This is a genomic window from Gemmobacter aquaticus (assembly GCF_007859075.1).
Lineage (GTDB): Bacteria > Pseudomonadota > Alphaproteobacteria > Rhodobacterales > Rhodobacteraceae > Gemmobacter > Gemmobacter aquaticus.
Window position 1 is genome coordinate 1426467 of sequence record NZ_VOAK01000011.1, and the last position, 21994, is coordinate 1448460.

Genomic DNA, 21994 nt, shown 5'->3' on the forward strand with positions numbered 1-21994 from the left:
ACATGGCAGATTAGCGCACGGCATTGCGGAACGGGGTTGGATCCCAGCCACAGGCAAAGCCGTCGCCATCGGGATCAAGCCCCTTGCGGTCCTTCTCTGGCCCACCGGAGTCGAGGAAGGCCGACTGCGCCTGATCGGCCGAGGAATAGCCCTGACAGACCTTGGCCGGATCGCGCAATTGCAGCGACGAGCGTTCATAGGTTGGCTGGCCAACCGCGTTGGTGGTCGTCAGCGCATACTGAACGAGGTTAGGTCCGCTGCCGGCGCGCGTGGGCAATGAGGCGGGATCGACCGGCGTCACCGGGGCCACGGGCGTCGCGCTGTAGGGCACAGGCGCGACCGGCGTCGGCGGGGTTGGCGGGATCCCTGAGCTATCAGCCCCGATCACGGCGCCCGATGCGTCGAGAGAGGCCCCCGGCGCGAGCGAGGTGCCGGACGCCGCGTCAATCGCCGCACCGATCCGTTCCGGGGAAAAGCCGCTCGGCGGTGTGGTTGTGGGCGGGATGGCCGCCCCGCCATTCAGCGCCGCGTCACGTTGCGCCTGATAGGTGCCGTAATCCTGAAAGCCCACACCGGCGGCCGAATTGGGCATCGTGGGCGTGCAGGCCGCCACGGCCAGTGGCGCGAGGATGGACAGGATCAGATGCGAACGGCGCATGACGACTTTCCGAAGGCTGTGGGCGCTGGCCCCATGACGCAGGAAAGGGAACCCCGGCGCACAAGCCCGCGATCCCCCGATGGTTCCCCCGTTTGGGCGATTACCACCATTTCTGCGGTTTTGCCACAAAACCTGCAGCGCGTTCCAGCACATAGGCGTGATTGAGAAGGTCGCCCTCCTCCCACGGCCGCCCGATCAGTTGCAGCCCAAGCGGCAGCCCGTCAGCGTCAAGACCCACGGGAACCGAAACACCGGGCAGACCGGCAAGGTTCAGCGTCACGGTGAAGACGTCGTTCAGGTACATCTCGACCGGATCGGCGCTCTGCATCTCGCCCAGACCAAACGCCGGGGTCGGCGTCGCAGGCGTCAGGATCGCATCGACGCCCGCCGCGAAGGCCTGCTCAAAGTCGCGCTTGATCAGCGCCCGCACCTTGCGTGCGCGGTTGTAGTAGGCGTCATAGAAGCCCGCCGACAGCACATAGGTACCGATCATGATGCGGCGCTTCACCTCGGCGCCAAAGCCCTCGGCGCGGGTCTTTTCATACATCTCGGTGATGCCATCACCTGCTGACAGCTTGGCGCGGTGGCCATACCGCACGCCGTCATACCGCGCGAGGTTCGACGACGCCTCGGCGGGGGCAATGACGTAATAGGCAGGCAGCGCATATTTGGTATGCGGCAGCGAGACATCCACAATCTCTGCGCCTGCGTCGCGCAGCATCTCGGCGCCCTTGTCCCAGATCTTCTGGATTTCCGGGCGCAGGCCCGGCAGGCGGTATTCCTTGGGAAGGCCGATCTTCTTGCCCCGGATATCGCCCGTCAGCGCGGCCTCAAAGTCAGGAACCGCGATGTCGGCGCTGGTCGAATCCTTCTCGTCATGCCCGGCCATCGCGCGCAGCATGATCGCGGCATCGCGCACCGATTTGGTCATCGGGCCTGCCTGATCGAGGCTCGAGGCATAGGCGATGATCCCCCAACGCGACACCCGGCCATAGGTCGGCTTGATGCCGACGATCCCGCAGAACGCGGCAGGCTGGCGGATCGAGCCGCCGGTGTCGGTGCCTGTGGCCGCAATGCAGAGGTCCCCCGCAACAGCGCTGGCCGACCCGCCCGAGGACCCGCCCGGCGAAAGCTCGCGGTCGTCCACCCGCCAGGGGTTCACGGCCGGGCCATAGCACGAGGATTCGTTGGACGAACCCATGGCAAACTCATCCATGTTGAGCTTGCCCAGCATCACCGCGCCCGCCTCGAAAAGCCGTGTCGTCACGGTCGATTCGTACTGCGGCAAAAAGCCCTTGAGGATGTTCGACGCCGCCTGGCTGGGCACGTTCTTCGTGCAGAACAGATCCTTGATGCCCAGCGGGATGCCGCAAAGGTCGGGCGCATCGCCCGCCTTGAGGCGAAGATCGGCGGCGCGCGCCTGATCAAGCGCGATGTCGGGCGTCTTGTGAACAAAGGCGCCAAGCCCATCGCCCGCATCGATCGCGGTCAGGCAGGCCATGGTCAGGTCGGTTGCCGACAGATCACCCTTGCGCAGCGCATCGCGCGCGGCGGCGATGGTCAGTTCGTTCGCGTTGCTCATTCCACCACCTTCGGCACGGCAAAAAAGCCCTCACGGGCGTCGGGGGCGTTCTTCAGCACCAGATCCTGCATATTGCCATCGGTGACCACGTCCTTGCGGCGCTTCAGTCGCATGGGCGTGACCGATGTCATCGGCTCCACACCGTCGACATTCACCTCGTTCAACTGCTCCATGAAGCCGAGGATGTTGGACAGCTCGCCCGCCAGTGCCGGCAGGTCACCATCATCCACCTGGATGCGCGCGAGTTTCGCCACCCGGCGCGCGGTTTCGACATCAATCGACATGGGTCGAGCCCTTTCTGATCGTTTGCCCCCGTTTAGCGGCGCGGCGGCGCGCGCGCAAGGCAAAGGGGCGCAGGCCATGCCCGCGCCCCTTTCCGTTCGTCATGCCCGATGTCAGGCCTTCGCCTCACGGATCAGGCGCAGGATGTCGCGTGCGGCATTGGGGATGTTCGTGCCGGGGCCGAAGATCGCCTTCACCCCGTTCTGGTAAAGGAAGTCATAGTCCTGCTGCGGGATAACCCCGCCGCAGATCACAAGGATATCCCCTGCCCCCTTGTCCTTCAGCGCCTGCACCAGTTTGGGCGCCAGCGTCTTGTGCCCGGCCGCCTGACTGGAAATGCCGATGACATGGACGTCATTGTCAACGGCATCCTGCGCGGCTTCCTCGGGCGTCTGGAACAGCGGGCCCACATCAACGTCAAAGCCGATATCGGCAAATGCGGTGGCGATAACCTTGGCGCCACGGTCATGGCCGTCCTGCCCCATCTTCACCACCAGCATCCGCGGGCGGCGACCCTCGGCCTCGGCAAAGGCTTCGACGTCCTTCTGGATCTGGGCAAAGCCGTCATCGCCCTCATACGCCGCGCCGTAAACCCCGGCGAGCGTCTTCACCTCGGCGCGGTGGCGACCAAACACTTTTTCCATGGCGTCCGAAATCTCCCCGACCGATGCACGGGCGCGCGAGGCCGCGACCGCCGCTTCCAGAAGGTTGCCGCCCTCGGCCGCGCGCCGGCCAAGCTCGGCCAGAGCCGCCTGACAGGCTGCCTCGTCGCGGGTGGCGCGCATGCTGTTCAGCCGCGCGATCTGGGCGTCGCGCACCTTGACGTTGTCGATATCCAGAATGTCGATCGGGTCTTCCTTGGCGAGGCGATACTTGTTCACCCCCACGATGACCTCTTCGCCGCGATCGATCATCGCCTGACGCCGCGCGGCAGATTCCTCGATCCTGAGCTTGGGCATGCCGCTGGCGACGGCTTTGGTCATGCCGCCCATCGCCTCGACCTCTTCGATCAGCGCCCAGGCCTTTTCGGCAAGCTCGGCCGTCAGGCTTTCGACATAGTAGCTGCCGGCCAGCGGGTCGACGACCTTGGTGATGCCGGTCTCTTCCTGCAGGATCAGCTGGGTGTTGCGCGCGATGCGGGCCGAGAACTCGGTGGGCAGCGCGATGGCCTCATCCAGCGCATTGGTGTGCAGCGATTGCGTGCCACCAAGGGCCGCCGCCATCGCCTCATAGGCCGTGCGGACGACGTTGTTGTAGGGGTCCTGCTCTTGCAGGCTGACGCCCGAGGTCTGGCAATGGGTGCGCAGCATCAGGCTGCCCGGCTTCTTCGGCGCGAACTCGGCCATGATGCGGTGCCAGAGCAGGCGGGCCGCACGCAGCTTGGCGGCCTCCATGAAGAAGTTCATGCCAATGGCGAAGAAGAACGACAGCCGCCCGGCAAAATCATCGACGTTCATGCCCCGCGCCAGAGCCGCACGCACGTACTCGCGCCCGTCCGCCAGCGTATAGGCAAGCTCCTGCACGAGGTTCGCGCCCGCCTCTTGCATGTGATAGCCCGAGATCGAGATCGAGTTGAACTTGGGCATCTCTTTCGAGGTGTATTCGATGATGTCGGCAATGATCCGCATCGAGGGTTCGGGCGGATAGACATAGGTGTTCCGCACCATGAATTCTTTCAGGATATCGTTCTGGATGGTGCCCGAAAGCTCTGCCCTTGGCACGCCCTGCTCTTCGCCAGTGACGATGAAATTGGCGAGGATCGGAATGACTGCGCCGTTCATCGTCATGGAAACGCTGATCTTTTCCAGCGGGATACCATCGAAGAGGATCTTCATGTCCTCGACCGAGTCGATCGCGACGCCGGCCTTGCCCACATCGCCCACAACGCGCGGGTGGTCGCTGTCATAGCCACGGTGCGTCGCAAGGTCGAAGGCGACCGAGACGCCCTGCTGCCCGGCGGCAAGGGCCTTGCGGTAGAAGGCGTTCGACTCCTCGGCCGTGGAAAAGCCTGCATACTGACGGATCGTCCACGGTCGGCCCGCATACATCGTGGCCCGCACGCCGCGTGTGAACGGCGCCACGCCCGGCGCGCCGCCCATATGGGGCAGCGACGCGGTATCCTCGGCCGTATAGAGCGGCTTGACGGCAATGCCTTCAAGCGTGTTCCAGGTCAGACTATCGGGGCTTCTGCCCTTGAGTTCCTTTTCAGCCAGCTTGCGCCAGGTCTCGATTTGGTCGGTCATGTCGAACCTCGGGTTCCGGCGGGACGCGCCGGGGGTTTCACACCCCCGGACCCCCGTGGGATATTTGGAAAAAGAAGAAGAAAGGTGCGCTTGGGACGCTCCTCACTCGAACTCCATGATGACGTCATCAACCTTGAGGCTGGCGCCTGCGGCGGCATTGATCTTGCGAACCACGCCCTTGCGTTCGGCCTTGAGGATGTTTTCCATCTTCATCGCCTCGACCGTGGCCAGCGCCTGACCTTCCTGCACCTCTTGCCCCTCTTCGACGCTGATCATTACGACGAGGCCGGGCATCGGGCAGAGCAGGAATTTCGAGGTATCGGGTGGCAGCTTTTCCGGCATCAGGGCCGCCAGATCGTGCTGGCGCGGGGTGCGGACGTGCACCTTCAGGTCGGCCCCGCGCAGGCGGATGCGGAAGCCCATCGGGATCTTGGCCGACTTCAGGACAAGCGGACTGCCATCGACCGTCAGGCGGGCCAGAGGCTGCCCCGGCGTCCAGTCGCTTTCGACCCGCAGCGCGGCACCATCGGCGAAGGTAACCGTCGAGCCCGAGCGGTCGGCTGCAATGGTCACCGGGAAGGACTGGCCCTGCAGGCTGACGACCCAGTTGTCGCCCACGCGGCGCTCGTGGTTGTCCATCGTGCCCGAGATCTTGGTGCGACGAATTTCGCCGACACGGTTCATCGCGGCGGTAGCGGCGGCCACGCGGCGCAGCATCGCGTCATCCAGAGAGACACCATTGAAGCCCTCGGGATATTCCTCGGCAATGAAGGCGGTGGTGATATTGCCGCTGGTAAAGCGCGGGTGGTCCATCACGGCCGAGCAGAACGGCAGGTTATGCCCGATGCCCTCGACCTCGAACGTATCGAGTGCAAGGCGCATGTCCTCAATTGCCGCTGCGCGGGTCGGGCCCCAGGTGCAGAGCTTGGCAATCATCGGGTCGTAGAACATGCTGATCTCGCCGCCTTCATAGACGCCGGTATCGTTGCGCACGATGCCGCCCTGTGCCGTCGGCCCCTCGACCGGCGGACGGTAGCGGGTCAGGCGCCCGATCGATGGCAGGAAGTTGCGATAGGGGTCTTCGGCATAAAGCCGGCTTTCCATCGCCCAGCCATTGATCTTTAGGTCGGCCTGCGTGAAGGGCAGCGGCTCACCCGCAGCGACGCGGATCATCTGTTCGACAAGATCAACGCCGGTAATCAGTTCGGTGACCGGGTGTTCCACCTGCAGGCGGGTGTTCATCTCGAGGAAGTAGAAGTTCCGCGCGCCGTCGACGATGAACTCCACCGTTCCGGCGCTGGTGTAGCCCACGGCGCGGGCCAGCGCGCAGGCCTGCTCACCCATCGCTTTGCGGGTCGCCTCGTCCAGGAATGGCGAAGGGGCCTCTTCGATGACCTTCTGGTTCCGGCGCTGGATCGAGCATTCGCGCTCATGCAGATAGACGCAATTGCCGTGTTTGTCGGCCAGAACCTGAATTTCGATGTGGCGCGGTTGGGTCACGAACTTTTCGATGAAGATGCGATCATCGCCAAAGCTGTTCGCGGCCTCGTTCTTTGAAGACTGGAACCCCTCGCGGGCCTCCTCGGCGTTCCAGGCGATGCGCATCCCCTTGCCACCACCGCCGGCACTGGCCTTGATCATCACCGGATAGCCGATCTGGTCTGAGATCTTTACAGCCTCATCGGCATCCGCGATCAGGCCCATGTAGCCCGGAACGGTCGAGACGCCGGCTTCTTGCGCGATCTTCTTCGAGGTGATCTTGTCGCCCATCGCCTCGATCGCGGGGCTGGGCGGGCCGACGAAAACGACGCCCTCACGCTCAAGCGCGGCGGCGAAGTTCATGTTCTCGCTCAGGAACCCGTAGCCCGGATGCACGGCCTCGGCGCCGGTCTTGCGGATCGCCTCCATGATCTTGTCGATCACGATATAGGACTGGTTCGCAGGCGGCGGGCCGATATGCACAGCCTCATCCGCCATCTTGACGTGCAGCGCATTGCGGTCGGCATCCGAATAGACGGCAACCGTCTTGATCCCCATCTTGCGCGCGGTCTTGATGACCCGGCAGGCGATCTCTCCGCGGTTGGCGATCAGGATCTTCTTGAACATACGGCTTCCTTCCCTCAACAGCACGCGGGCCTGCGTGCAGAGCAATAGAAAAGGCCAGCCGGGGTATTCCCCCGACCGGCCCTGATGACTGGTTCCGCTGCCGCAGTGGCGGCAATCAGATCGGCGGCAGCGCCACGATCAGCAGCTGTAGGCGCCCGCGACGTTGCAGGAAGCCCCACCGGCAAGCGCGCCAAGGGCTGCGCCGGCAACCATGTTTTCGTCAAAGGCATCGGCCGCGGCTGCGCCGACAAGCGCACCGGCAACCGCACGGCCGCCCTGCGTTTGCAGCATGCCGGGCTGGCCATAGCCGTTCGACTGCACACAGCCCGCCGTTGCGACGGCAAGGGTACCAAAGAGAATGAGGGTGGAAAGACGCATGCTCGGCCTCCGTTAAGGGATGTTCTATGCGCCTTTTCTAGCGCATCCACCGGCAGCCGAAAGCAGGAACGTCGTGCGCGGACTGAGCCGGCAAAGTCCTGCCGATCACAGCTGCGCGAGGATGAGAAAAGACGCCCAGCCTGCAAAAGGCCGGGCGCAAAGTCCGTAGAAGGGTCACATGGAATGTGAAGGGCACGCATTTGGGGACGAGTAACCCTGCACCGAACATGGGGCGCACAACCGCAGCACGCAAAGACAAACTCTGCACACACGCCGACTTGCGCGGTGTTTTGCCCAGATGCCAAGGGGTTGCGCGGAAACATGCTCACTCGTCCTCGTCTTCGTCGTCGAAGTCGTCCCAGTCGGGCTCTTCGGCGTTTTCCACAAAGATCTCAGGAAACGAGGCTTGGGTCTTTTTCAGGTCAAGCCGCAGGAGCGCCTCGTAGGACGCAGGGTCGAAGGGGTCTTCCGCCGGCACGACCTCGCGCCCGAAAACCCACGACAGGCGACCGGCATCCAGATTGCCGCGCTCAAACGGCTCTTCGCCGAAGCACTGCCAGATGGCTTTCAGGAACGCGGCATCGGCGGCAAGATCAACCTTCTTGCGGTCCTTGTAGCGCTCTCGGCGGATGATCTTGGTTGGGCCATCCTTGCGGTTCTCGCGACGGATGGTGAACTGGAAATCGGTACCCGGCATACGGCCCGGGAAGCCCCGATGCTTCAGCATGCTGCACCTCCGATCTCGAAGGTGCAAAAGACGGCGGGCCGGGCGTTATGCCCGAGGGCCGGACCGGCCCGCCGGCAGAGATCAGTTGTACTTGCCGGTGTAAACCGGTTCAGTCGTGACAGGGGTCTCTTCGACCACGACGACTTCTTCTTTCTTGGCGCAAGCGGTGATGAAAGCCAGCGCGCAGATTGCCATCGTGATACGGATACCGTTCGACATCCTATTCTCCTGAATTCCTGAGGGGCGTCCGGGCGGATCACCGCGCCATGCCCCTGAACTGCAAAACGAAACGCGTCTTCGCGCTTCGAGGCGACATTACCGCCAAACGCAAAGCTTTGACACGCCCAAAAAGCGCCAATTTGGCGATGTGACGTTGCTGCATCAGCGGGTCGGCGCAGAACTGCCGTTCTCTCAAGAGTGCTCGGTCGCATCAGTACATCTCCCAGACGCAGGTTCCGTCCTGAATGGTGAAGGCTTCGAAGAACTGCGTCACGTCGGGCGCGCTTTCCCCAAAGGGGATCGGCTTGTCAGACAGAGAAATGATGATCTGACCGGGCTTCGGGCCGAATTCCGCAATGCGCGACAGGGCAAAGCCCTGACAAAGCGCCTGCATGTCAGCCAGAGCAGTCTCGGCATCCACCGCAGCTGCACCCCTGGCAATCTGGGGCGCAACAAAGCGGAAGCGCATCGTAAGGCCGGTTGGCCCCGCCTCGTTCCAGATCACATCCTGCAAGGTTACCAGCTGTCCCGATGGCACATCGATGGGCGAGGCATCGCCCACCAGAATAACGTCGCCTGCCGCCGCGGCGGGGGACGGAACCACAGCCCCGGTCATGGCCGACCGTCCCGCCCGCCCAGGGCAGTCCGGCGATGGGGCATCGCTGCCCCCGTGCCGGCGGTTGGTGTGACGTGAATCATGGATTGTCCCCCTTGTTCGCGATTGGCGTTACAGCGGGATGTTATCGTGCTTCTTCCACGGGTTTGCCAGCTTCTTGCCCCTCAGCGAGGCAAAGGCGCGGGCAACACGACGTCGGGTCGAATGCGGCTGAATCACCTCGTCGATAAAGCCGCGCTCTGCCGCGACAAAGGGATTGGCGAAACGATCCTCGTAATCCTTGGTGCGCGCGGCGATTTTCTCGCGGTCACCCAACTCGCTGCGATAGAGAATCTCGGTCGCACCCTTGGCCCCCATCACCGCGATCTCGGCGGTGGGCCAGGCATAGTTGAAATCGCCCCGCAGGTGCTTTGATGCCATCACGTCATAGGCCCCGCCATAGGCTTTGCGGGTGATGACCGTAACCTTCGGCACTGTCGCCTCGCCATAGGCGAAGAGAAGTTTCGCCCCGTGCTTGATGACGCCACCGTATTCCTGGCTGGTGCCTGGCAGGAAGCCGGGCACGTCGACAAGAGTCAGGATCGGGATCTCGAACGCATCGCAGAAGCGCACAAAGCGCGCGGCCTTGCGGCTGCTGTCGATATCAAGGCAGCCCGCCAGAACCATCGGCTGGTTCGCGACCACGCCAACCGTCTGCCCCTCGATCCGGATAAATCCGGTGATGATATTACCGGCATAGTCTTTCTGGATTTCGTAGAAGTCGCCCTCATCCGCGACCTTCAGGATCAGTTCCTTCATGTCGTAGGGCTGGTTCGGGTTATCGGGGATCAGCGTGTCGAGACTGTCCTCCACCCGCGCCGGGCTGTCGAAGAAGGGTCGGACCGGCGCCTTGTCACGATTGTTGAGCGGCAGGAAGTCCACCAGACGGCGCACTTCGGCCAGCGCCTCGACGTCGTTTTCAAAGGCGCCATCGGCGACCGACGACTTGCGGGTATGGGTTGAGGCGCCGCCGAGTTCCTCGGCCGTCACCACCTCATTCGTAACTGTCTTCACCACATCGGGGCCAGTCACGAACATGTAGGACGTGTCTTTCACCATGAAGATGAAGTCGGTCATGGCGGGCGAATAGACCGCACCGCCTGCGCAGGGGCCCATGATGACGCTGATTTGCGGCACCACCCCGCTTGCCATGACATTGCGCTGGAAGACCTCGGCGTAGCCCGCAAGGCTCGCCACGCCCTCCTGAATCCGCGCACCGCCGGAATCGTTCAACCCGATCACCGGCGCGCCATTCTGCATCGCCATGTCCATGATCTTGCAGATCTTCTGGGCGTGGGTTTCCGACAGCGAGCCACCGAACACGGTGAAATCCTGAGAGAAAACATAGACCTGCCGACCGTTGATCGTACCCCAGCCGGTTACCACGCCGTCACCGGCGGGACGGTCCGCCTCCATCCCGAAATCGGTGCAGCGGTGGCGCACGAACATGTCGAACTCTTCGAACGATCCTTCGTCCAGCAGAAGCTCGATCCGCTCGCGTGCGGTCAACTTGCCCTTGGCGTGCTGCGCCTCGACCCGACGCTGGCCGCCCCCGGCCCGCGCCACGACGCGACGGTTTTCAAGCTCTTGCAGGATGTCTTTCATGGCGGACCTCTTCCCCGGGAATCGGACGCACAATATTATTGCGCTGCAGCATCGCAAAACGAAATTGCGAAAATTTGCAAATTATTGGCAGAGGCAAAGCTGCAAATTGCAAATAAGGCGCGGGACGCCACCCCGGCGACCAAGGAACTCCAGCCACCACCCTGCGGGATTCGACCTCATATGCCTTCAATTCATGAGCCTAACCGGCCCCAAGTCTCATTTCGATGACGAAATGTGCAAAGAGTCGTCTTTGAACACAATGCATCCCGACATCAGCAATTCGGCGCGATCGGTCTGAACGGCGGCACGCCCAAGGTTATGCAGGGCCACCAGAATGCTGCGCCGTCCCGCGTGCAGCAGGGCCAGTTTCTGCGCAAGCGAACGTACAACAGCGCGCAGGGCGTACAATGCAGGACTTGTGCGCTCCCCTTGAAACCCGGCGCAGGATCGTGCCTTTGCACATCCACCCACATCCCAGATCGAGGTGCCCCGTGCCCGCCCTGCCCGTCCCCGTCATCACCATCGGCCTGCTGCTGGCCTCGAACATCTTCATGACCTTCGCCTGGTATGGCCACCTGCGCTTCAAGACGGCACCGCTTTTGGTGGTGATCTTCGTGTCCTGGGGCATCGCATTCTTCGAGTACCTCCTGATGGTGCCTGCGAACCGCTTTGGCCACGGCCATTTCTCGGCGGCCGAGTTGAAGACGATCCAGGAGGTCATCACCCTTGCGGTCTTCGGCGTCTTTTCGGTGTTCTTCCTGAAAGAGCCGCTGACCTGGAACCAAATCCTTGGCTTCAGTTTCATCGCACTGGGCGCGTTCTTCATTTTTCACAAGTGGTAGTCGCAGACAGGACGGACAGCCCGCCCTCGCCCCCTTAGGGATGTGGGATGCCCGATCATGCCCCATCCCGCTTCCTCGACCCGACGACACCGCCCAAGGTTTTGACGCTGACCCTGCTCGCCGGGATCTCGGCGCTGTCGATGAACATCTTCCTGCCCTCGCTTCCCTCGATGGCCGCTTGGTTCGACGCGCCTTATGCCTTCATGCAATTGTCGGTCGCGCTGTATCTGGCACTGTCTGCTGCGCTGCAGATCGTGATCGGGCCGATCTCCGACCGGTTCGGACGGCGCAAGGTGGTGCTTGGCGCACTGGTCCTGTTCCTGCTGGCAACAGTCGGCGTCTTGCTCGCCCCGACGGCAGAGGTGTTTATCGTCTTCCGCATGGCACAGGCGGTCATCGCGGCCGGGATGGTGCTGTCGCGCGCCATCGTGCGTGACATGGTCAGCGATGCCGAGGCCGCCTCGATGATCGGCTATGTCACGATGGGGATGAGCCTCGTGCCGATGATCGGCCCGGTGATCGGCGGCGTGCTCGATGAGATCTGGGGCTGGCAGGCGAGCTTTGCGTTTCTGCTGGTGTCTGGCGTTCTGGTGACAATCCTGTGCTGGCGCGATCTGGGAGAGACATCTACCCCGTCCGGCCTCGGCCTCGCGGCGCAGGTGGCACAATACCCTCGGCTGCTGGCCTCACAACGCTTCTGGGGCTACAGCCTGTCGGCGGCGCTGGCTTCGGGCTGCTTCTTTGCCTATCTGGGCGGCGCGCCCTTCGTGGGGACGCAGATCTTCGGTCTGACCTCCAGCCAGATCGGAGCACTGTTCGCCCTGACGGCCGTGGGTTATGCGGTGGGCAACTTTCTTGCCGGGCGCTATTCCGTTCGCATGGGCATGAACCGCATGGTCCTGGTTGGCACCATGGTCACGACGCTCGCCTGCCTTTTGATTGTTCTGGTGTCGGTGTCAGGGCTGATGGGGCCGTTCTGGTTCTTTGGCCTGACGCTGTTCATGGGGCTTGGGAACGGCATCAGCCTGCCCAATTCCAACGCGGGCATCCTTTCGGTCAGACCAGAGCTTGCGGGCACGGCCTCGGGCCTCGGCGGGGCCATCGTCATTGGCGGCGGCGCGGCACTGGCGGCGTTGGCGGGCGCGATGCTGACACCGGGCGCTACCGAACTGCCGCTGGCGATCCTGATGCTTGTGACCTCGATCGGGTCGGTGATCGCGATCCTCTGGGTCATGCGCCGGGCACGACAGCTGGGTCTTGCGGGCTGACGCTTGACAGAACAGCTTTGCAAACGGCAGATACGCCATTAGCAAACCTGCCAGCCGCACGTCTGCCATTTCATGGGGGCCAGCATGTCAACGCAAAAGCTCTATGCCGGGGTCAAGCTGCGCGAGCTGCGCGGACGGCTGGGCGTCACGCAAAAGGCCTTTGCCGACAAGCTGGGCGTATCGCTGCCCTATCTGAACCAGATGGAGAACAACCACCGCCCGGTTTCTGCCGGGGTCGTGCTCTCGCTGGTGCAGGAGTTCGGCTTTGACGTGACCGAACTGACCACCGGCGATTCCGAGCGGATTGTGTCGGACATGCGCGAGGCCCTGGCCGACCCGGTGTTTCAGGGCGGAACGCCGCCGCTCGCCGATCTGCGACTGGCAGCGTCCAACGCCCCTGCACTGGCGCGGGCTTTCCTCGATCTGCACCGCGCCTATCGGCAGACGCATGAGCGCCTCGCCTCGCTGGACGAGGCACTTGGGCGCGAGGATGCAGCACTGAAGCCATCACCCTGGGAAGAGGTGCGCGACTTCTTCCACTATTGCGACAACTACATCGATGCGATTGATCGGGCGGCCGAGCATTTCGCCATGCCCGGCGGCCAGCGCAAGGACCCGGTCGTGACCGCGACCGAGGCCCTGACCCGCGCGGGCGTCGATATCAGCTTTGCCGACAGCCCGCTGTTGCGCAGCTATCAGGCCGAGGGGCGCAAACTGGCGATCTCGGCCCGCGCGGCGGGGCCCACACAGCGGTTCCAGCTGCTCTATCAGGTGGCGCTGACCACGCAGAACGATCTGCTGGATGCGACGCTGGATCTTGCCCGCTTTGCGACGCCCGAGGCCCGCGACATCGCCAAGATCGGCCTGGCCAACTATTTCGCCGGCGCCGCCCTGTTGCCCTATCGCGCCTTTCAGCAGGCTGCGCTGGACGAGCGGCACGATCTGGAGCGGCTGGCCGATATCTTTGGCGCCAGCATCGAGCAGGTCGCGCACAGGCTGTCGACCCTCCAGCGCCCCGGTGCAAAGGGGATTCCCTTCTTCTTTGTGCGCGTCGATCAGGCCGGCACCATCACCAAGCGCCACTCGGCCACGCGGTTGCAGTTCGCCCGATTTGGCGGCGCCTGCCCGCTGTGGAACGTGCACCGCGCCTTTGAAACGCCGGGCCAGTTCCTGCGGCAACTCGCTGAAACCCCGGACGGCGTGCGCTACCTGTGCCTCGCCCGCGATGTCAGCAAATCAGGCGGCAGCTTCAACGCACCCGTCCGCCGCTATGCGATCTGCATCGGCTGCGAGGTCCAGCACGCCGACGCATTGGTCTATGCCGATGGCCTTGACCTGCGCGGCAAGTTTGAACCCATCGGCATCTCGTGCCGCATCTGCGACCGCCGCGACTGCCACCAACGCTCTGTCCCGCCGCTTGAACGCCGGCTGAGGGTCGACCCCGACCGGCGGGGGATCCTGCCCTATCAGATTGCGGAGTGAGGGGGAGTGCCCCTTAATTTGCCAAGGCTCGTTGAGGAGTTACTGTGGAAAAGTATTCGATTCGGCATGATAAAATCGCCACTAGGTCTTCATACCTAAGAGATGGGAAGTTTGCTTTTGGAATTATAGTTGGGCTGCTAACCCCAATATTAATCTTCATAGCCAACGAGTTTTTCAGAGGCGCCGAGGACAGCTCACAATACTTAATCATATCACCGATCATCATTTCGCTTCTTGTTGCGATGGCCTCAACCTACTTCTCCGCCAATGCACTCCTTGAACAACGCAGGACGCGTGAGGCCAGTACTGACCCCGTGCTTGTTGTGCATCTCGGACAAAGAGAAGATGCTCGCGAACTAGTTACGTTTAACATATCGAATGTTGGAGCCGGGGCAGCACTTAAGGTGCAACTCAATGTGGACAAACCACACGATGAGGCGGACGAGGATCTCAAAAGGAACTACTTGCACAACATCTTTGCGCCCCGGGAGCCTTTCGCGGTTTTGCTTCAAGGACAGTCAATAGAATTCAATTTTGCTCTCGGCTGGCACTTGTTAGGGCAGGACACCTCGGGGACTGTCGATCCGAACCGTCCGTTGAAACCGTTGTCGCCATTTTTAGCAAGGATATCCTATGAGGACTTGACTGGTGCAGAATACAATGGGGAATTCGTTATTGATGTTCGCGCAATGCGAGGTCTAGGATCACATAAATCACCGCAAATGAGAATTGCGTCTGCGCTGGAAACTATCGCGAAGCGCAAATAGCTCCCCACTTGGTGTCACGAATCAACGGCCCCAAAACCCAAAAGGCCCGGCAGTGCCGGGCCTTTCGTTCATCTTGCTCGCCGTTCAGCCGTTCACGCGCTTCCAGATCTGGTCCTTCAGCGCGGCGCGTTTCTTGCGCAGCTCTGTCTCGTGCTCGTCCGACATCGGCTGGACGCGGGTTTCGGCGCGGTGCACGGCGCGGTTGACCTCGTGGTATTCCTCCACCAGCCGGGCGAAATGCGCATCCGTCTCTTTCAGTGCCGAAATGCGGGTGGCCTCGGCCGGGAATTCTTCCAGCAGGTCGTGGGGTGTATTGGACATGCGCATGTCTCCTTCCGTGTCATTGCGCAGTCACACTAGCCGCCCGGAACGCCCCCGCCTTTGACCCGGATCAAATGGCGCATGGAAGATGCACGAAAAAGGCCCCTTTCCGGGGCCTTTTCCATCAGCGCTGTGCGGTGCGCCAGTTCGGGTTGATCCACGGCTCCAGATTCGCGGCCGCAAGCGGCGTCCTGCCAAGGATATGGTCAGCCGCCTTTTCGCCCGTCATGATCGAAGGTGCGTTCAGGTTGCCGTTCGTCACCCGCGGGAAGACTGAACTGTCGGCAAGGCGCAGCCCTTCAACACCGATCACGCGGGCCTCGGGGTCGACCACCGCCATGGGGTCGTCAGCCGCGCCCATGCGGCAGGTGCCGCAGGGGTGATAGGCGCTTTCGACATGCTCCATGATGAACGCGTTCAGCTCGTCATCCGACTGCACGTTCACGCCCGGCTGGATCTCGGACTTGAGGAAGGGCTTGAAGGCATCCTGCCCGATGATCTCGCGCGTCAGGCGGATGCAGCGGCGGAAGTCGTCCCAGTCGGACGGGTCGCTCATGTAGTTGAAGAGGATCTTCGGCGACACGCGCGGATCGCCCGAGCGCAAGCTGACGCTGCCGCGCGAGACAGAGCGCATCGGTCCGACATGGGTCTGGAAGCCATGCCCCTCGGCTGCGGCCTTGCCGTCGTAGCGCACCGCGATCGGCAGGAAATGGTACTGGATGTCGGGGTAGTCGACGCCGGGCTTGGAGCGGATGAAGGCGCAGCTTTCGAACTGGTTCGAGGTGCCGATCCCCCGCCGCGCAAACAGCCATTGCGCGCCGACCAGCGCCTTGCCCCAGAGGTTCCAGTATTTGTACAGCGTGACCGGCTGGCTGGCCGCGAATTGCAGGTAAAGCTCCAGATGGTCTTGCAGATTCTGGCCCACGCCGGGACGGTCGGCCACAACGGGAATACCATGCTCACGCAGATGCGCCGCCGGGCCGATGCCCGAAAGAAGCAGCAGCTTGGGCGAGTTGATCGACGAGGCAGCGATGATCACCTCACGGTTGACCGGGATGGTGACGATGCGGCCCTTCTGCTCGATCTCGACACCCGTGGCGCGTCCGTTCTCGATCACGATGCGGCGGGCGAAGCCCTTTTCCACCTTCACCCGGCCAGTCTTGATCGCGGGCTTCAGATAGGCATTTGCGGCCGACCAGCGCCGGCCCTGCCAGATCGTCGCCTCCATGGCGCCGAAGCCCTCTTGCTGGCGACCGTTGTAGTCAGGCGTCACCGGGTAGCCCGCCTGCTTGCCCGCCTCGATGAAGGCGTTGAACAGCGGATTGTCCCGCGGGCCTCGCGTCACATGCAGCGGGCCATTGGCTCCACGATAGTCGTGATCGCCGTTCCCCTCGTCGCCGTGCCAGCTTTCCATCCGGCGGAAATAGGGCAGCACATCGGCGTAGGACCAGCCCGCCGCGCCCTGTTCGGCCCAATGGTCAAAGTCGCGGGCATGGCCACGCACATAGACCATGCCGTTGATCGAGGACGACCCGCCGATCACCTTGCCCCGCGGGGTGGCAAGGACGCGCCCGCCCAGATGCGGCTCAGGCTCGGTCTGAAAGCCCCAGTCGTAGATGCCCATGTTCATGGGATAGCTCAGCGCGCCCGGCATCTGGATGAAGGGCCCCGCATCGGTGCCGCCAAACTCGATGACGGTCACGCTGCGCCCGGCTTCGGCCAGACGATAGGCTATGGCGCAGCCAGCCGATCCCGCGCCGACGATGACGTAATCGGGTGCCATCAGTAGGGTGCCTCCACCGGGCCCATGCCCACGTAGACCGATTTGACCTGTGTGTAATGCTCGACCGCGGCCTTGCTGTTTTCGCGCCCGACGCCCGAGGATTTGACACCGCCGAACGGCCCTTCGACCGGGGTCAGGTTGTAGGCGTTGATCCAGCAGGTGCCGGCCTGCAATTGCGCAACGACGCGGTGACCACGCGAAAGATCAGCGGTAAAGACACCGGCTGCGAGACCGAATTCCGTTGCATTGGCGCGGGTTACGACCTCTTCTTCAGTGTCGAAATCAAGGACGGCCATGACCGGGCCGAACACCTCTTCGCAGGCCAGCGTCATGTCATCGGTGATATCGGCAAAGACGGTCGGCTGCACATAGAAGCCGGAGTTCAGATCGGCGCGCCCGCCGCCTGCAACCAGACGACCGCCTTCGGCACGGGCCTTCTCAATATAGGCCAGCACCTTTTCAAGCTGCACGGCACTGACCAGCGGCCCAAGCTGGGTGTCGGGGTCCAGCGGGTCGCCAAGGCGGATCGCGGCGGTGCGTTCGGCAAGACGCGACAAAAAGCGTTCCTTGATGCCCTTCTGGACAAAGACGCGCGTGCCGTTCGAGCAGATCTGGCCGGTCGAATAGAAGTTGCCCAGCATCGCCGCGCCGATTGCGCTTTCAATATCGGCATCCTCGAACACGATCAGCGGCGACTTGCCGCCCAGTTCCATCGTGACATGGCGAATGCCCTCGGCCGCGGCAGCATAGACCTTGCGACCCGTGGGAACAGAGCCCGTCAGCGAGACCTTGGCCACACGCGGATCGGTGACCAGCGCACCGCCAACGGCTCCCCGGCCCTGCACGACGTTGAACAGACCCGCCGGAAGCCCGGCCTCGATCAGGATTTCGGCCAGCTTCAGCGCGCCAAGCGGCGTCACCTCAGATGGTTTGAAGATCATCGCATTCCCGAGGCTTAGCGCGGGCGCGGCCTTCCAGCAGGCGATCTGGCTGGGATAGTTCCAGGCGCCGATGCCGACGCAGACCCCCAGGGGCTCACGAATCGTGTAGACGAAATCGCCCCCCAGAGGCACCGTCTCGCCGGTCACCGTCGGGGCGAGGCCCGCGAAGTATTCCAGCGCGTCGGCACCCGAAGGCCAGTCCGCCACGGTGGTTTCCTGAATGGGCTTGCCGGTATCCAGCGTCTCAAGCTCTGACAGCTCGGCATTGCGCTCGCGGATCAGATCCACCGCCCGGCGCAGGATGCGCGCGCGCTCGACCGGCCGGGTCTTGCCCCAAGCCTTTTGCGCGGCCGTGGCCCCTGCCAGAGCGGCCTCGATCACGGCCGGCGTTGCCTCATGCAGCCGCGCGATCACCTCGCCCGTGGCGGGATAGACCACATCAATTACCGCCCCTGCCGTATCCTCGACATAGGCACCATTTACGAAATGACTGGCCTTGGGTTGAGCCCGCATCTGTGCCCCCTTTCAGTTCCGTTTTCCAGTTTCTGACGCCACGAATTCCATCACCGTGGCCACTGCCGAGGCCGAATCAGGCGGCCCCTCCTTCAGCGCCTCGCGCAGGTAAACCCCGTCGATCAGCGCCCCGAGGCCCGCCGCAACCGCATCGGCCCGCGTGCCGACCAGCGGACGCAGGCAGGCCAGAAGGTTCGACCGCAGCCTGCGCTGATAGACCGACAGCAGCCGCCGCGCCTCTGGCACGGTCTGGGCCAGCACATAGAAGTTGAGCCAGGCCCCGATCGCCTCGCGCCGAAAGTTGCCCGGCGTAAAGCTTGCCCGCACGATCGCCTGAAGCCGCGCCTCAGGATTGCAGGCGCTGGCAGCCAGCGCACCCCGCACTTCAGCGCCATAAAGCGACAGAATATGGCGCATTGCGGCAAGGAAAATGTCTTCCTTGGACCCGAAGTAGTGATGCGCCAGCGCCGATGACATCCCTGCGCGCTTGGCAATCTGGCTCACCGTGACGTCCAGCGAACCGGCACGGCCGATCTCCACGATGGTCGCTTTGACCAACGCGGCCTTTCGGATAGGCTCCATCCCGAGCTTGGGCATCTGGCGGCACCTCGCAGAAAATGCTTGCCAAACCGAGCTAGCGTGTTTTTTATTGATCCGTCAATCAACAAAAAGCGCGCAGACGCTTCTGGCCAACGACCACAGGGAGTCGACATGAAGAATCTTAAATCCGGCCTCATGGCCTCTGCCGTAGCTTTCGCCTTTGCGGGTACCGCTTATGCCGAAGGCTGCGACAAGGTAACCTTCTCGGATGTCGGCTGGACCGACATCACCGCCACCACGGCAGCCACCAGCGTCATCCTCGAATCGCTGGGGTATGAAACCGAGACAAAGCTTCTGTCGGTGCCGGTGACCTACACCGCGCTGGCCGAGGGCGACGTCGACGTGTTCCTCGGCAACTGGATGCCCACGATGGAGGCCGACATTGCCCCCTACCGTGATGCGGGCACCGTCGAAACCGTTCGCACCAACCTTGAAGGCGCGAAATACACGCTGGCCACCAACGAGGCCGGCGCTGCGCTTGGCATCAAGGATTTCGCCGACATCGTGACCCACAAGGATGCGCTGGAAGGCAAGATCTACGGGATCGAGCCGGGCAATGACGGCAACCGCCTGATCCTCGACATGATCGAGAAGAACGCCTTCGGCCTTGACGGGTTCGAGGTGGTCGAAAGCTCGGAACAGGGGATGCTGGCCGAGGTGGCACGGACCACGGGCGACCAGCAGCCGATCATCTTCCTCGGCTGGGAACCCCACCCGATGAACGCCAACTTCAAGATGACCTATCTGACCGGCGGCGACGACTTCTTCGGCCCGAACCTGGGCGGCGCGATCGTTGCGACCAACGTCCGCAAGGGCTATGTCGCCGAATGCCCGAACACCGGCAAGCTGCTGCAGAACCTCGAATTCTCGTTGAAGATGGAGAACGAGATCATGGGCGCCATCCTGAACGACGGCGAAGACCCCAAGGATGCGGCAGCCGCCTGGCTGAAGGCGAACCCCGATGTTCTGGGCCCCTGGCTTGACGGCGTGACCACCAAGGATGGTGGTGACGGTCTCGCAGCAGTCAAGACGGGCCTCGGCCTCTGACGCATAGCGCCATCGGGTTCCCCCGCCACTACGGCGGGGGAACAGTTTTTCATGCCCGCCCGCCCGAAAGGATGCCCGCCGGATGCTCGACTGGCTGACCGAAAACAAGCTGCCGCTTGGCAAGATTTCGAAGGTCTCCTTCGAATGGATGAAGGAAAACCTCAAACCCCTGTTCGATGCCATGGGCGCCGTGATGGAGGCGCTTATCGACGGGATCCTGTGGGTGCTGCAATCGCCCCACCCGCTTGTTGTAATTGCGGCCTTCGTGGCCCTGACCTGGTACCTGCAGCGGTCTTGGAAAGTCGTGCTCTTCGTGGTGCTGGCCTTCGCCTTCATCCTGAACCAGGGCTATTGGGAGGAAACGACCGAAAGCCTGACGCTGGTCCTGTCCTCTTGCGTGGTGTGTCTCGGACTCGGCGTGCCGATCGGGATCTGGGCGGCGCATCGGCCCAAGGCCTATGCCGCGATGACCCCGGTTCTTGACCTGATGCAGACGCTGCCCACCTTCGTCTATCTGATCCCGGCCATCGTTTTCTTCGGCATCGGGATGGTGCCCGGCCTGATCGCTACGGTGATCTTCGTTCTGCCCGCACCCATCCGTATGACGCATCTCGGCATCTCGACCACGCCGATGCCGCTCCTTGAGGCCGCGACCGCCTTTGGCGCGACCAAACGGCAGGTGCTTTGGAAGGTCGAACTTCCCTACGCCTTTCCGCAGATCATGGTGGGGCTGAACCAGACCATCATGCTGTCGCTTTCGATGGTGGTGATCGCCGCGCTGGTCGGTGCGAACGGGTTGGGCGTGCCGGTTGTGCGGGCATTGAACTCGGTCAACACCGCGCTTGGATTTGAATCGGGCCTCGTCATCGTCGTCGTGGCCATCATGCTGGATCGCATGCTGAGGGTGACGCGCAAATGACCGCAGTAGAATTTGACCGCGTCTCCATCGTCTTTGGCGACGACCCCGACAAGGCGCTTCCCCTGATGGACAAGGGCATGTCCCGCGCCGAGGTGCAGAAGGCCACGGGCCAGGTGCTTGGCGTGCACGATTGCTCGCTCAGCGTGCAGGAAGGCGAGATCCTCGTGCTGATGGGGCTCTCCGGTTCGGGCAAATCGACCCTGCTGCGCGGCGTGAATGCGCTGAACCCCGTGGTGCGGGGCGAGGTGCGGGTCTCGGATGGCGACCGGATGGTTTCGGTCACCAAGGCCGACCCCGAAACGCTGCGGCGCCTGCGTCTGTCGCGGATTGCCATGGTGTTCCAGCAGTTCGGCCTGCTGCCTTGGCGCACGGTGCGCGAGAATGTGGGCCTCGGCCTTGAGCTTGCCGGCACGCCCATTGAGGCACGGCGCAAACCCGTGGACGAACAACTCGATCTGGTCAACCTGACGCAATGGGCGGACCGCAAGGTGGGTGAGCTGTCGGGCGGCATGCAACAGCGCGTAGGCCTTGCGCGTGCCTTTGTGACGCAAGCCCCGATCCTGCTGATGGATGAGCCGTTTTCGGCGCTCGACCCGCTGATCCGCACCAAGCTGCAGGACGAGCTTCTGGACCTGCAAAAGCGGCTGAAGCGCACCATCGTCTTCGTGAGCCACGATCTGGATGAGGCCTTCAAGATCGGCAACCGCATCGCCCTGATGGAAGGGGGCCGGATCGTTCAATGCGGGACCGCACGCGAGATCATCGCCAACCCGATCAACGATTATGTGCAGGACTTTGTCGCGCATATGAATCCCTTGAACGTCTTGGCAGCCCGCGACGTCATGCGGTCCGGCCCTGCGGCCGATGCCCGCCATTGGGTCGATGCAGAGGCGCCGCTCAAGATGGTGATGGAACTGTTGCGCGATGGCGCCACCGAGCTTGCCGTGACCGAGACGGGTAACACGATCGGCAGAATCACCAGCGCCGAGGTTCTTGCACGACTGGTGGACCCGCGCGCGCGCCCCGACGCACCAAGCGCGGCGTGAACGGAGAGCG

21 protein-coding genes are annotated in these 21994 nt (G+C 63.0%); 7 read left to right on the top strand and 14 right to left on the bottom strand.

The window, feature by feature from the left end; all coding sequences use genetic code 11:
* Positions 1–10 precede the first annotated feature (10 nt).
* The 10 genes from FQU74_RS09060 to FQU74_RS09100 all read right to left on the bottom strand — a co-directional run bounded on the left by FQU74_RS09060 (position 11) and on the right by FQU74_RS09100 (position 10455).
* Complete coding sequence (locus tag FQU74_RS09060) at positions 11–658, bottom strand: hypothetical protein (protein WP_146286063.1); 648 nt, start codon at positions 656–658, stop codon at positions 11–13.
* A 100-nt stretch (positions 659–758) separates the two neighbouring features.
* Positions 759–2240 (bottom strand): Asp-tRNA(Asn)/Glu-tRNA(Gln) amidotransferase subunit GatA, encoded by a 1482-nt coding sequence (gene gatA, locus FQU74_RS09065; RefSeq protein ID WP_146286064.1) that lies wholly within the window; start codon positions 2238–2240, stop codon positions 759–761.
* On the bottom strand, positions 2237–2524 hold the full coding sequence (gene gatC, locus FQU74_RS09070) for an Asp-tRNA(Asn)/Glu-tRNA(Gln) amidotransferase subunit GatC (protein ID WP_146286065.1): 288 nt from the start codon (positions 2522–2524) through the stop codon (positions 2237–2239). Before gatC ends, gatA begins: the two co-directional genes overlap by 4 nt.
* A 111-nt stretch (positions 2525–2635) precedes the next feature.
* Positions 2636–4765 carry a methylmalonyl-CoA mutase gene (gene scpA / locus FQU74_RS09075; RefSeq protein ID WP_146286066.1) on the bottom strand — a complete coding sequence of 710 codons (2130 nt, stop codon included), beginning with the start codon at positions 4763–4765 and terminating at the stop codon, positions 2636–2638.
* A 102-nt stretch (positions 4766–4867) separates the two neighbouring features.
* On the bottom strand, positions 4868–6871 hold the full coding sequence (locus FQU74_RS09080) for an acetyl-CoA carboxylase biotin carboxylase subunit (protein ID WP_146286067.1): 2004 nt from the start codon (positions 6869–6871) through the stop codon (positions 4868–4870).
* Positions 6872–7009: 138 nt separating this feature from the next.
* Positions 7010–7249 carry a hypothetical protein gene (locus FQU74_RS09085; protein WP_146286068.1) on the bottom strand — a complete coding sequence of 80 codons (240 nt, stop codon included), beginning with the start codon at positions 7247–7249 and terminating at the stop codon, positions 7010–7012.
* 325 nt (positions 7250–7574) lie between these two features.
* Positions 7575–7976: a hypothetical protein gene (locus tag FQU74_RS09090; protein WP_146286069.1), complete on the bottom strand. Its 402-nt coding sequence runs from the start codon at positions 7974–7976 to the stop codon at positions 7575–7577.
* A gap of 81 nt (positions 7977–8057) precedes the next feature.
* The gene (locus FQU74_RS19415) at positions 8058–8195 is read right to left on the bottom strand and encodes a hypothetical protein (protein WP_170246208.1); all 138 of its coding nucleotides are present in this window, start codon (positions 8193–8195) and stop codon (positions 8058–8060) included.
* 211 nt (positions 8196–8406) lie between these two features.
* Positions 8407–8811, bottom strand: a complete 405-nt coding sequence (locus FQU74_RS09095) for a DUF6497 family protein (RefSeq protein ID WP_229704292.1) — start codon at positions 8809–8811, stop codon at positions 8407–8409.
* A 111-nt stretch (positions 8812–8922) separates the two neighbouring features.
* Entirely contained in the window at positions 8923–10455 is a 1533-nt protein-coding gene (locus tag FQU74_RS09100; RefSeq protein WP_146286070.1) for an acyl-CoA carboxylase subunit beta, read from the bottom strand.
* A 491-nt stretch (positions 10456–10946) separates the two neighbouring features.
* Here FQU74_RS09100 and FQU74_RS09105 point away from each other — a divergent pair, with 491 nt between their 5' ends.
* From FQU74_RS09105 to FQU74_RS09120, 4 genes are all read left to right on the top strand, one after another.
* Positions 10947–11297, top strand: coding sequence for a DMT family protein (locus tag FQU74_RS09105; protein WP_146286071.1), 351 nt, complete (start codon positions 10947–10949; stop codon positions 11295–11297).
* A gap of 47 nt (positions 11298–11344) precedes the next feature.
* Positions 11345–12565, top strand: a complete 1221-nt coding sequence (locus FQU74_RS09110) for a multidrug effflux MFS transporter (protein WP_146286072.1) — start codon at positions 11345–11347, stop codon at positions 12563–12565.
* Between the two features lie 84 nt (positions 12566–12649).
* Positions 12650–14047, top strand: coding sequence for a helix-turn-helix domain-containing protein (locus FQU74_RS09115; RefSeq protein ID WP_146286073.1), 1398 nt, complete (start codon positions 12650–12652; stop codon positions 14045–14047).
* Positions 14048–14091: 44 nt separating this feature from the next.
* Positions 14092–14814 (top strand): hypothetical protein, encoded by a 723-nt coding sequence (locus tag FQU74_RS09120; protein WP_146286074.1) that lies wholly within the window; start codon positions 14092–14094, stop codon positions 14812–14814.
* A gap of 84 nt (positions 14815–14898) precedes the next feature.
* Here the strand turns inward: FQU74_RS09120 and FQU74_RS09125 are convergent, their stop codons facing one another.
* The 4 genes from FQU74_RS09125 to betI form a co-directional block, all read right to left on the bottom strand.
* The gene (locus FQU74_RS09125; RefSeq protein WP_146286075.1) at positions 14899–15135 is read right to left on the bottom strand and encodes an HP1242/YdcH family protein; all 237 of its coding nucleotides are present in this window, start codon (positions 15133–15135) and stop codon (positions 14899–14901) included.
* 124 nt (positions 15136–15259) lie between these two features.
* Positions 15260–16918 carry a choline dehydrogenase gene (gene betA / locus FQU74_RS09130; RefSeq protein WP_146286076.1) on the bottom strand — a complete coding sequence of 553 codons (1659 nt, stop codon included), beginning with the start codon at positions 16916–16918 and terminating at the stop codon, positions 15260–15262.
* Positions 16918–18372, bottom strand: a complete 1455-nt coding sequence (gene betB, locus FQU74_RS09135) for a betaine-aldehyde dehydrogenase (protein WP_146286077.1) — start codon at positions 18370–18372, stop codon at positions 16918–16920. Before betB ends, betA begins: the two co-directional genes overlap by 1 nt.
* A 12-nt stretch (positions 18373–18384) precedes the next feature.
* Positions 18385–18969: a transcriptional regulator BetI gene (gene betI, locus FQU74_RS09140; protein WP_146286078.1), complete on the bottom strand. Its 585-nt coding sequence runs from the start codon at positions 18967–18969 to the stop codon at positions 18385–18387.
* A gap of 114 nt (positions 18970–19083) precedes the next feature.
* Between betI and FQU74_RS09145 the strand changes: the two genes are divergently transcribed.
* From FQU74_RS09145 to choV, 3 genes are all read left to right on the top strand, one after another.
* A complete protein-coding gene (locus tag FQU74_RS09145; RefSeq protein ID WP_146286079.1) occupies positions 19084–20019 on the top strand; it encodes a choline ABC transporter substrate-binding protein in 936 nt (311 codons plus the stop codon).
* Between the two features lie 82 nt (positions 20020–20101).
* Positions 20102–20938 (top strand): choline ABC transporter permease subunit, encoded by an 837-nt coding sequence (choW, locus tag FQU74_RS09150; protein WP_146286080.1) that lies wholly within the window; start codon positions 20102–20104, stop codon positions 20936–20938.
* Complete coding sequence (choV, locus tag FQU74_RS09155) at positions 20935–21984, top strand: choline ABC transporter ATP-binding protein (protein ID WP_146286081.1); 1050 nt, start codon at positions 20935–20937, stop codon at positions 21982–21984. Before choW ends, choV begins: the two co-directional genes overlap by 4 nt.
* Positions 21985–21994: the final 10 nt, after the last annotated feature.

Coding starts and splice junctions, on each gene's coding strand:
- FQU74_RS09060 (WP_146286063.1), bottom strand. CDS start 658: ATGCGCCGTTCGCATCTGATCCTGTCCATCCTCGCGCCACTGGCCGTG.
- gatA (WP_146286064.1), bottom strand. CDS start 2,240: ATGAGCAACGCGAACGAACTGACCATCGCCGCCGCGCGCGATGCGCTG.
- gatC (WP_146286065.1), bottom strand. CDS start 2,524: ATGTCGATTGATGTCGAAACCGCGCGCCGGGTGGCGAAACTCGCGCGC.
- scpA (WP_146286066.1), bottom strand. CDS start 4,765: ATGACCGACCAAATCGAGACCTGGCGCAAGCTGGCTGAAAAGGAACTC.
- FQU74_RS09080 (WP_146286067.1), bottom strand. CDS start 6,871: ATGTTCAAGAAGATCCTGATCGCCAACCGCGGAGAGATCGCCTGCCGG.
- FQU74_RS09085 (WP_146286068.1), bottom strand. CDS start 7,249: ATGCGTCTTTCCACCCTCATTCTCTTTGGTACCCTTGCCGTCGCAACG.
- FQU74_RS09090 (WP_146286069.1), bottom strand. CDS start 7,976: ATGCTGAAGCATCGGGGCTTCCCGGGCCGTATGCCGGGTACCGATTTC.
- FQU74_RS19415 (WP_170246208.1), bottom strand. CDS start 8,195: ATGTCGAACGGTATCCGTATCACGATGGCAATCTGCGCGCTGGCTTTC.
- FQU74_RS09095 (WP_229704292.1), bottom strand. CDS start 8,811: ATGACCGGGGCTGTGGTTCCGTCCCCCGCCGCGGCGGCAGGCGACGTT.
- FQU74_RS09100 (WP_146286070.1), bottom strand. CDS start 10,455: ATGAAAGACATCCTGCAAGAGCTTGAAAACCGTCGCGTCGTGGCGCGG.
- FQU74_RS09110 (WP_146286072.1), top strand. CDS start 11,345: ATGCCCGATCATGCCCCATCCCGCTTCCTCGACCCGACGACACCGCCC.
- FQU74_RS09115 (WP_146286073.1), top strand. CDS start 12,650: ATGTCAACGCAAAAGCTCTATGCCGGGGTCAAGCTGCGCGAGCTGCGC.
- FQU74_RS09125 (WP_146286075.1), bottom strand. CDS start 15,135: ATGTCCAATACACCCCACGACCTGCTGGAAGAATTCCCGGCCGAGGCC.
- betA (WP_146286076.1), bottom strand. CDS start 16,918: ATGGCACCCGATTACGTCATCGTCGGCGCGGGATCGGCTGGCTGCGCC.
- betB (WP_146286077.1), bottom strand. CDS start 18,372: ATGCGGGCTCAACCCAAGGCCAGTCATTTCGTAAATGGTGCCTATGTC.
- betI (WP_146286078.1), bottom strand. CDS start 18,969: ATGCCCAAGCTCGGGATGGAGCCTATCCGAAAGGCCGCGTTGGTCAAA.
- FQU74_RS09145 (WP_146286079.1), top strand. CDS start 19,084: ATGAAGAATCTTAAATCCGGCCTCATGGCCTCTGCCGTAGCTTTCGCC.
- choW (WP_146286080.1), top strand. CDS start 20,102: ATGCTCGACTGGCTGACCGAAAACAAGCTGCCGCTTGGCAAGATTTCG.
- choV (WP_146286081.1), top strand. CDS start 20,935: ATGACCGCAGTAGAATTTGACCGCGTCTCCATCGTCTTTGGCGACGAC.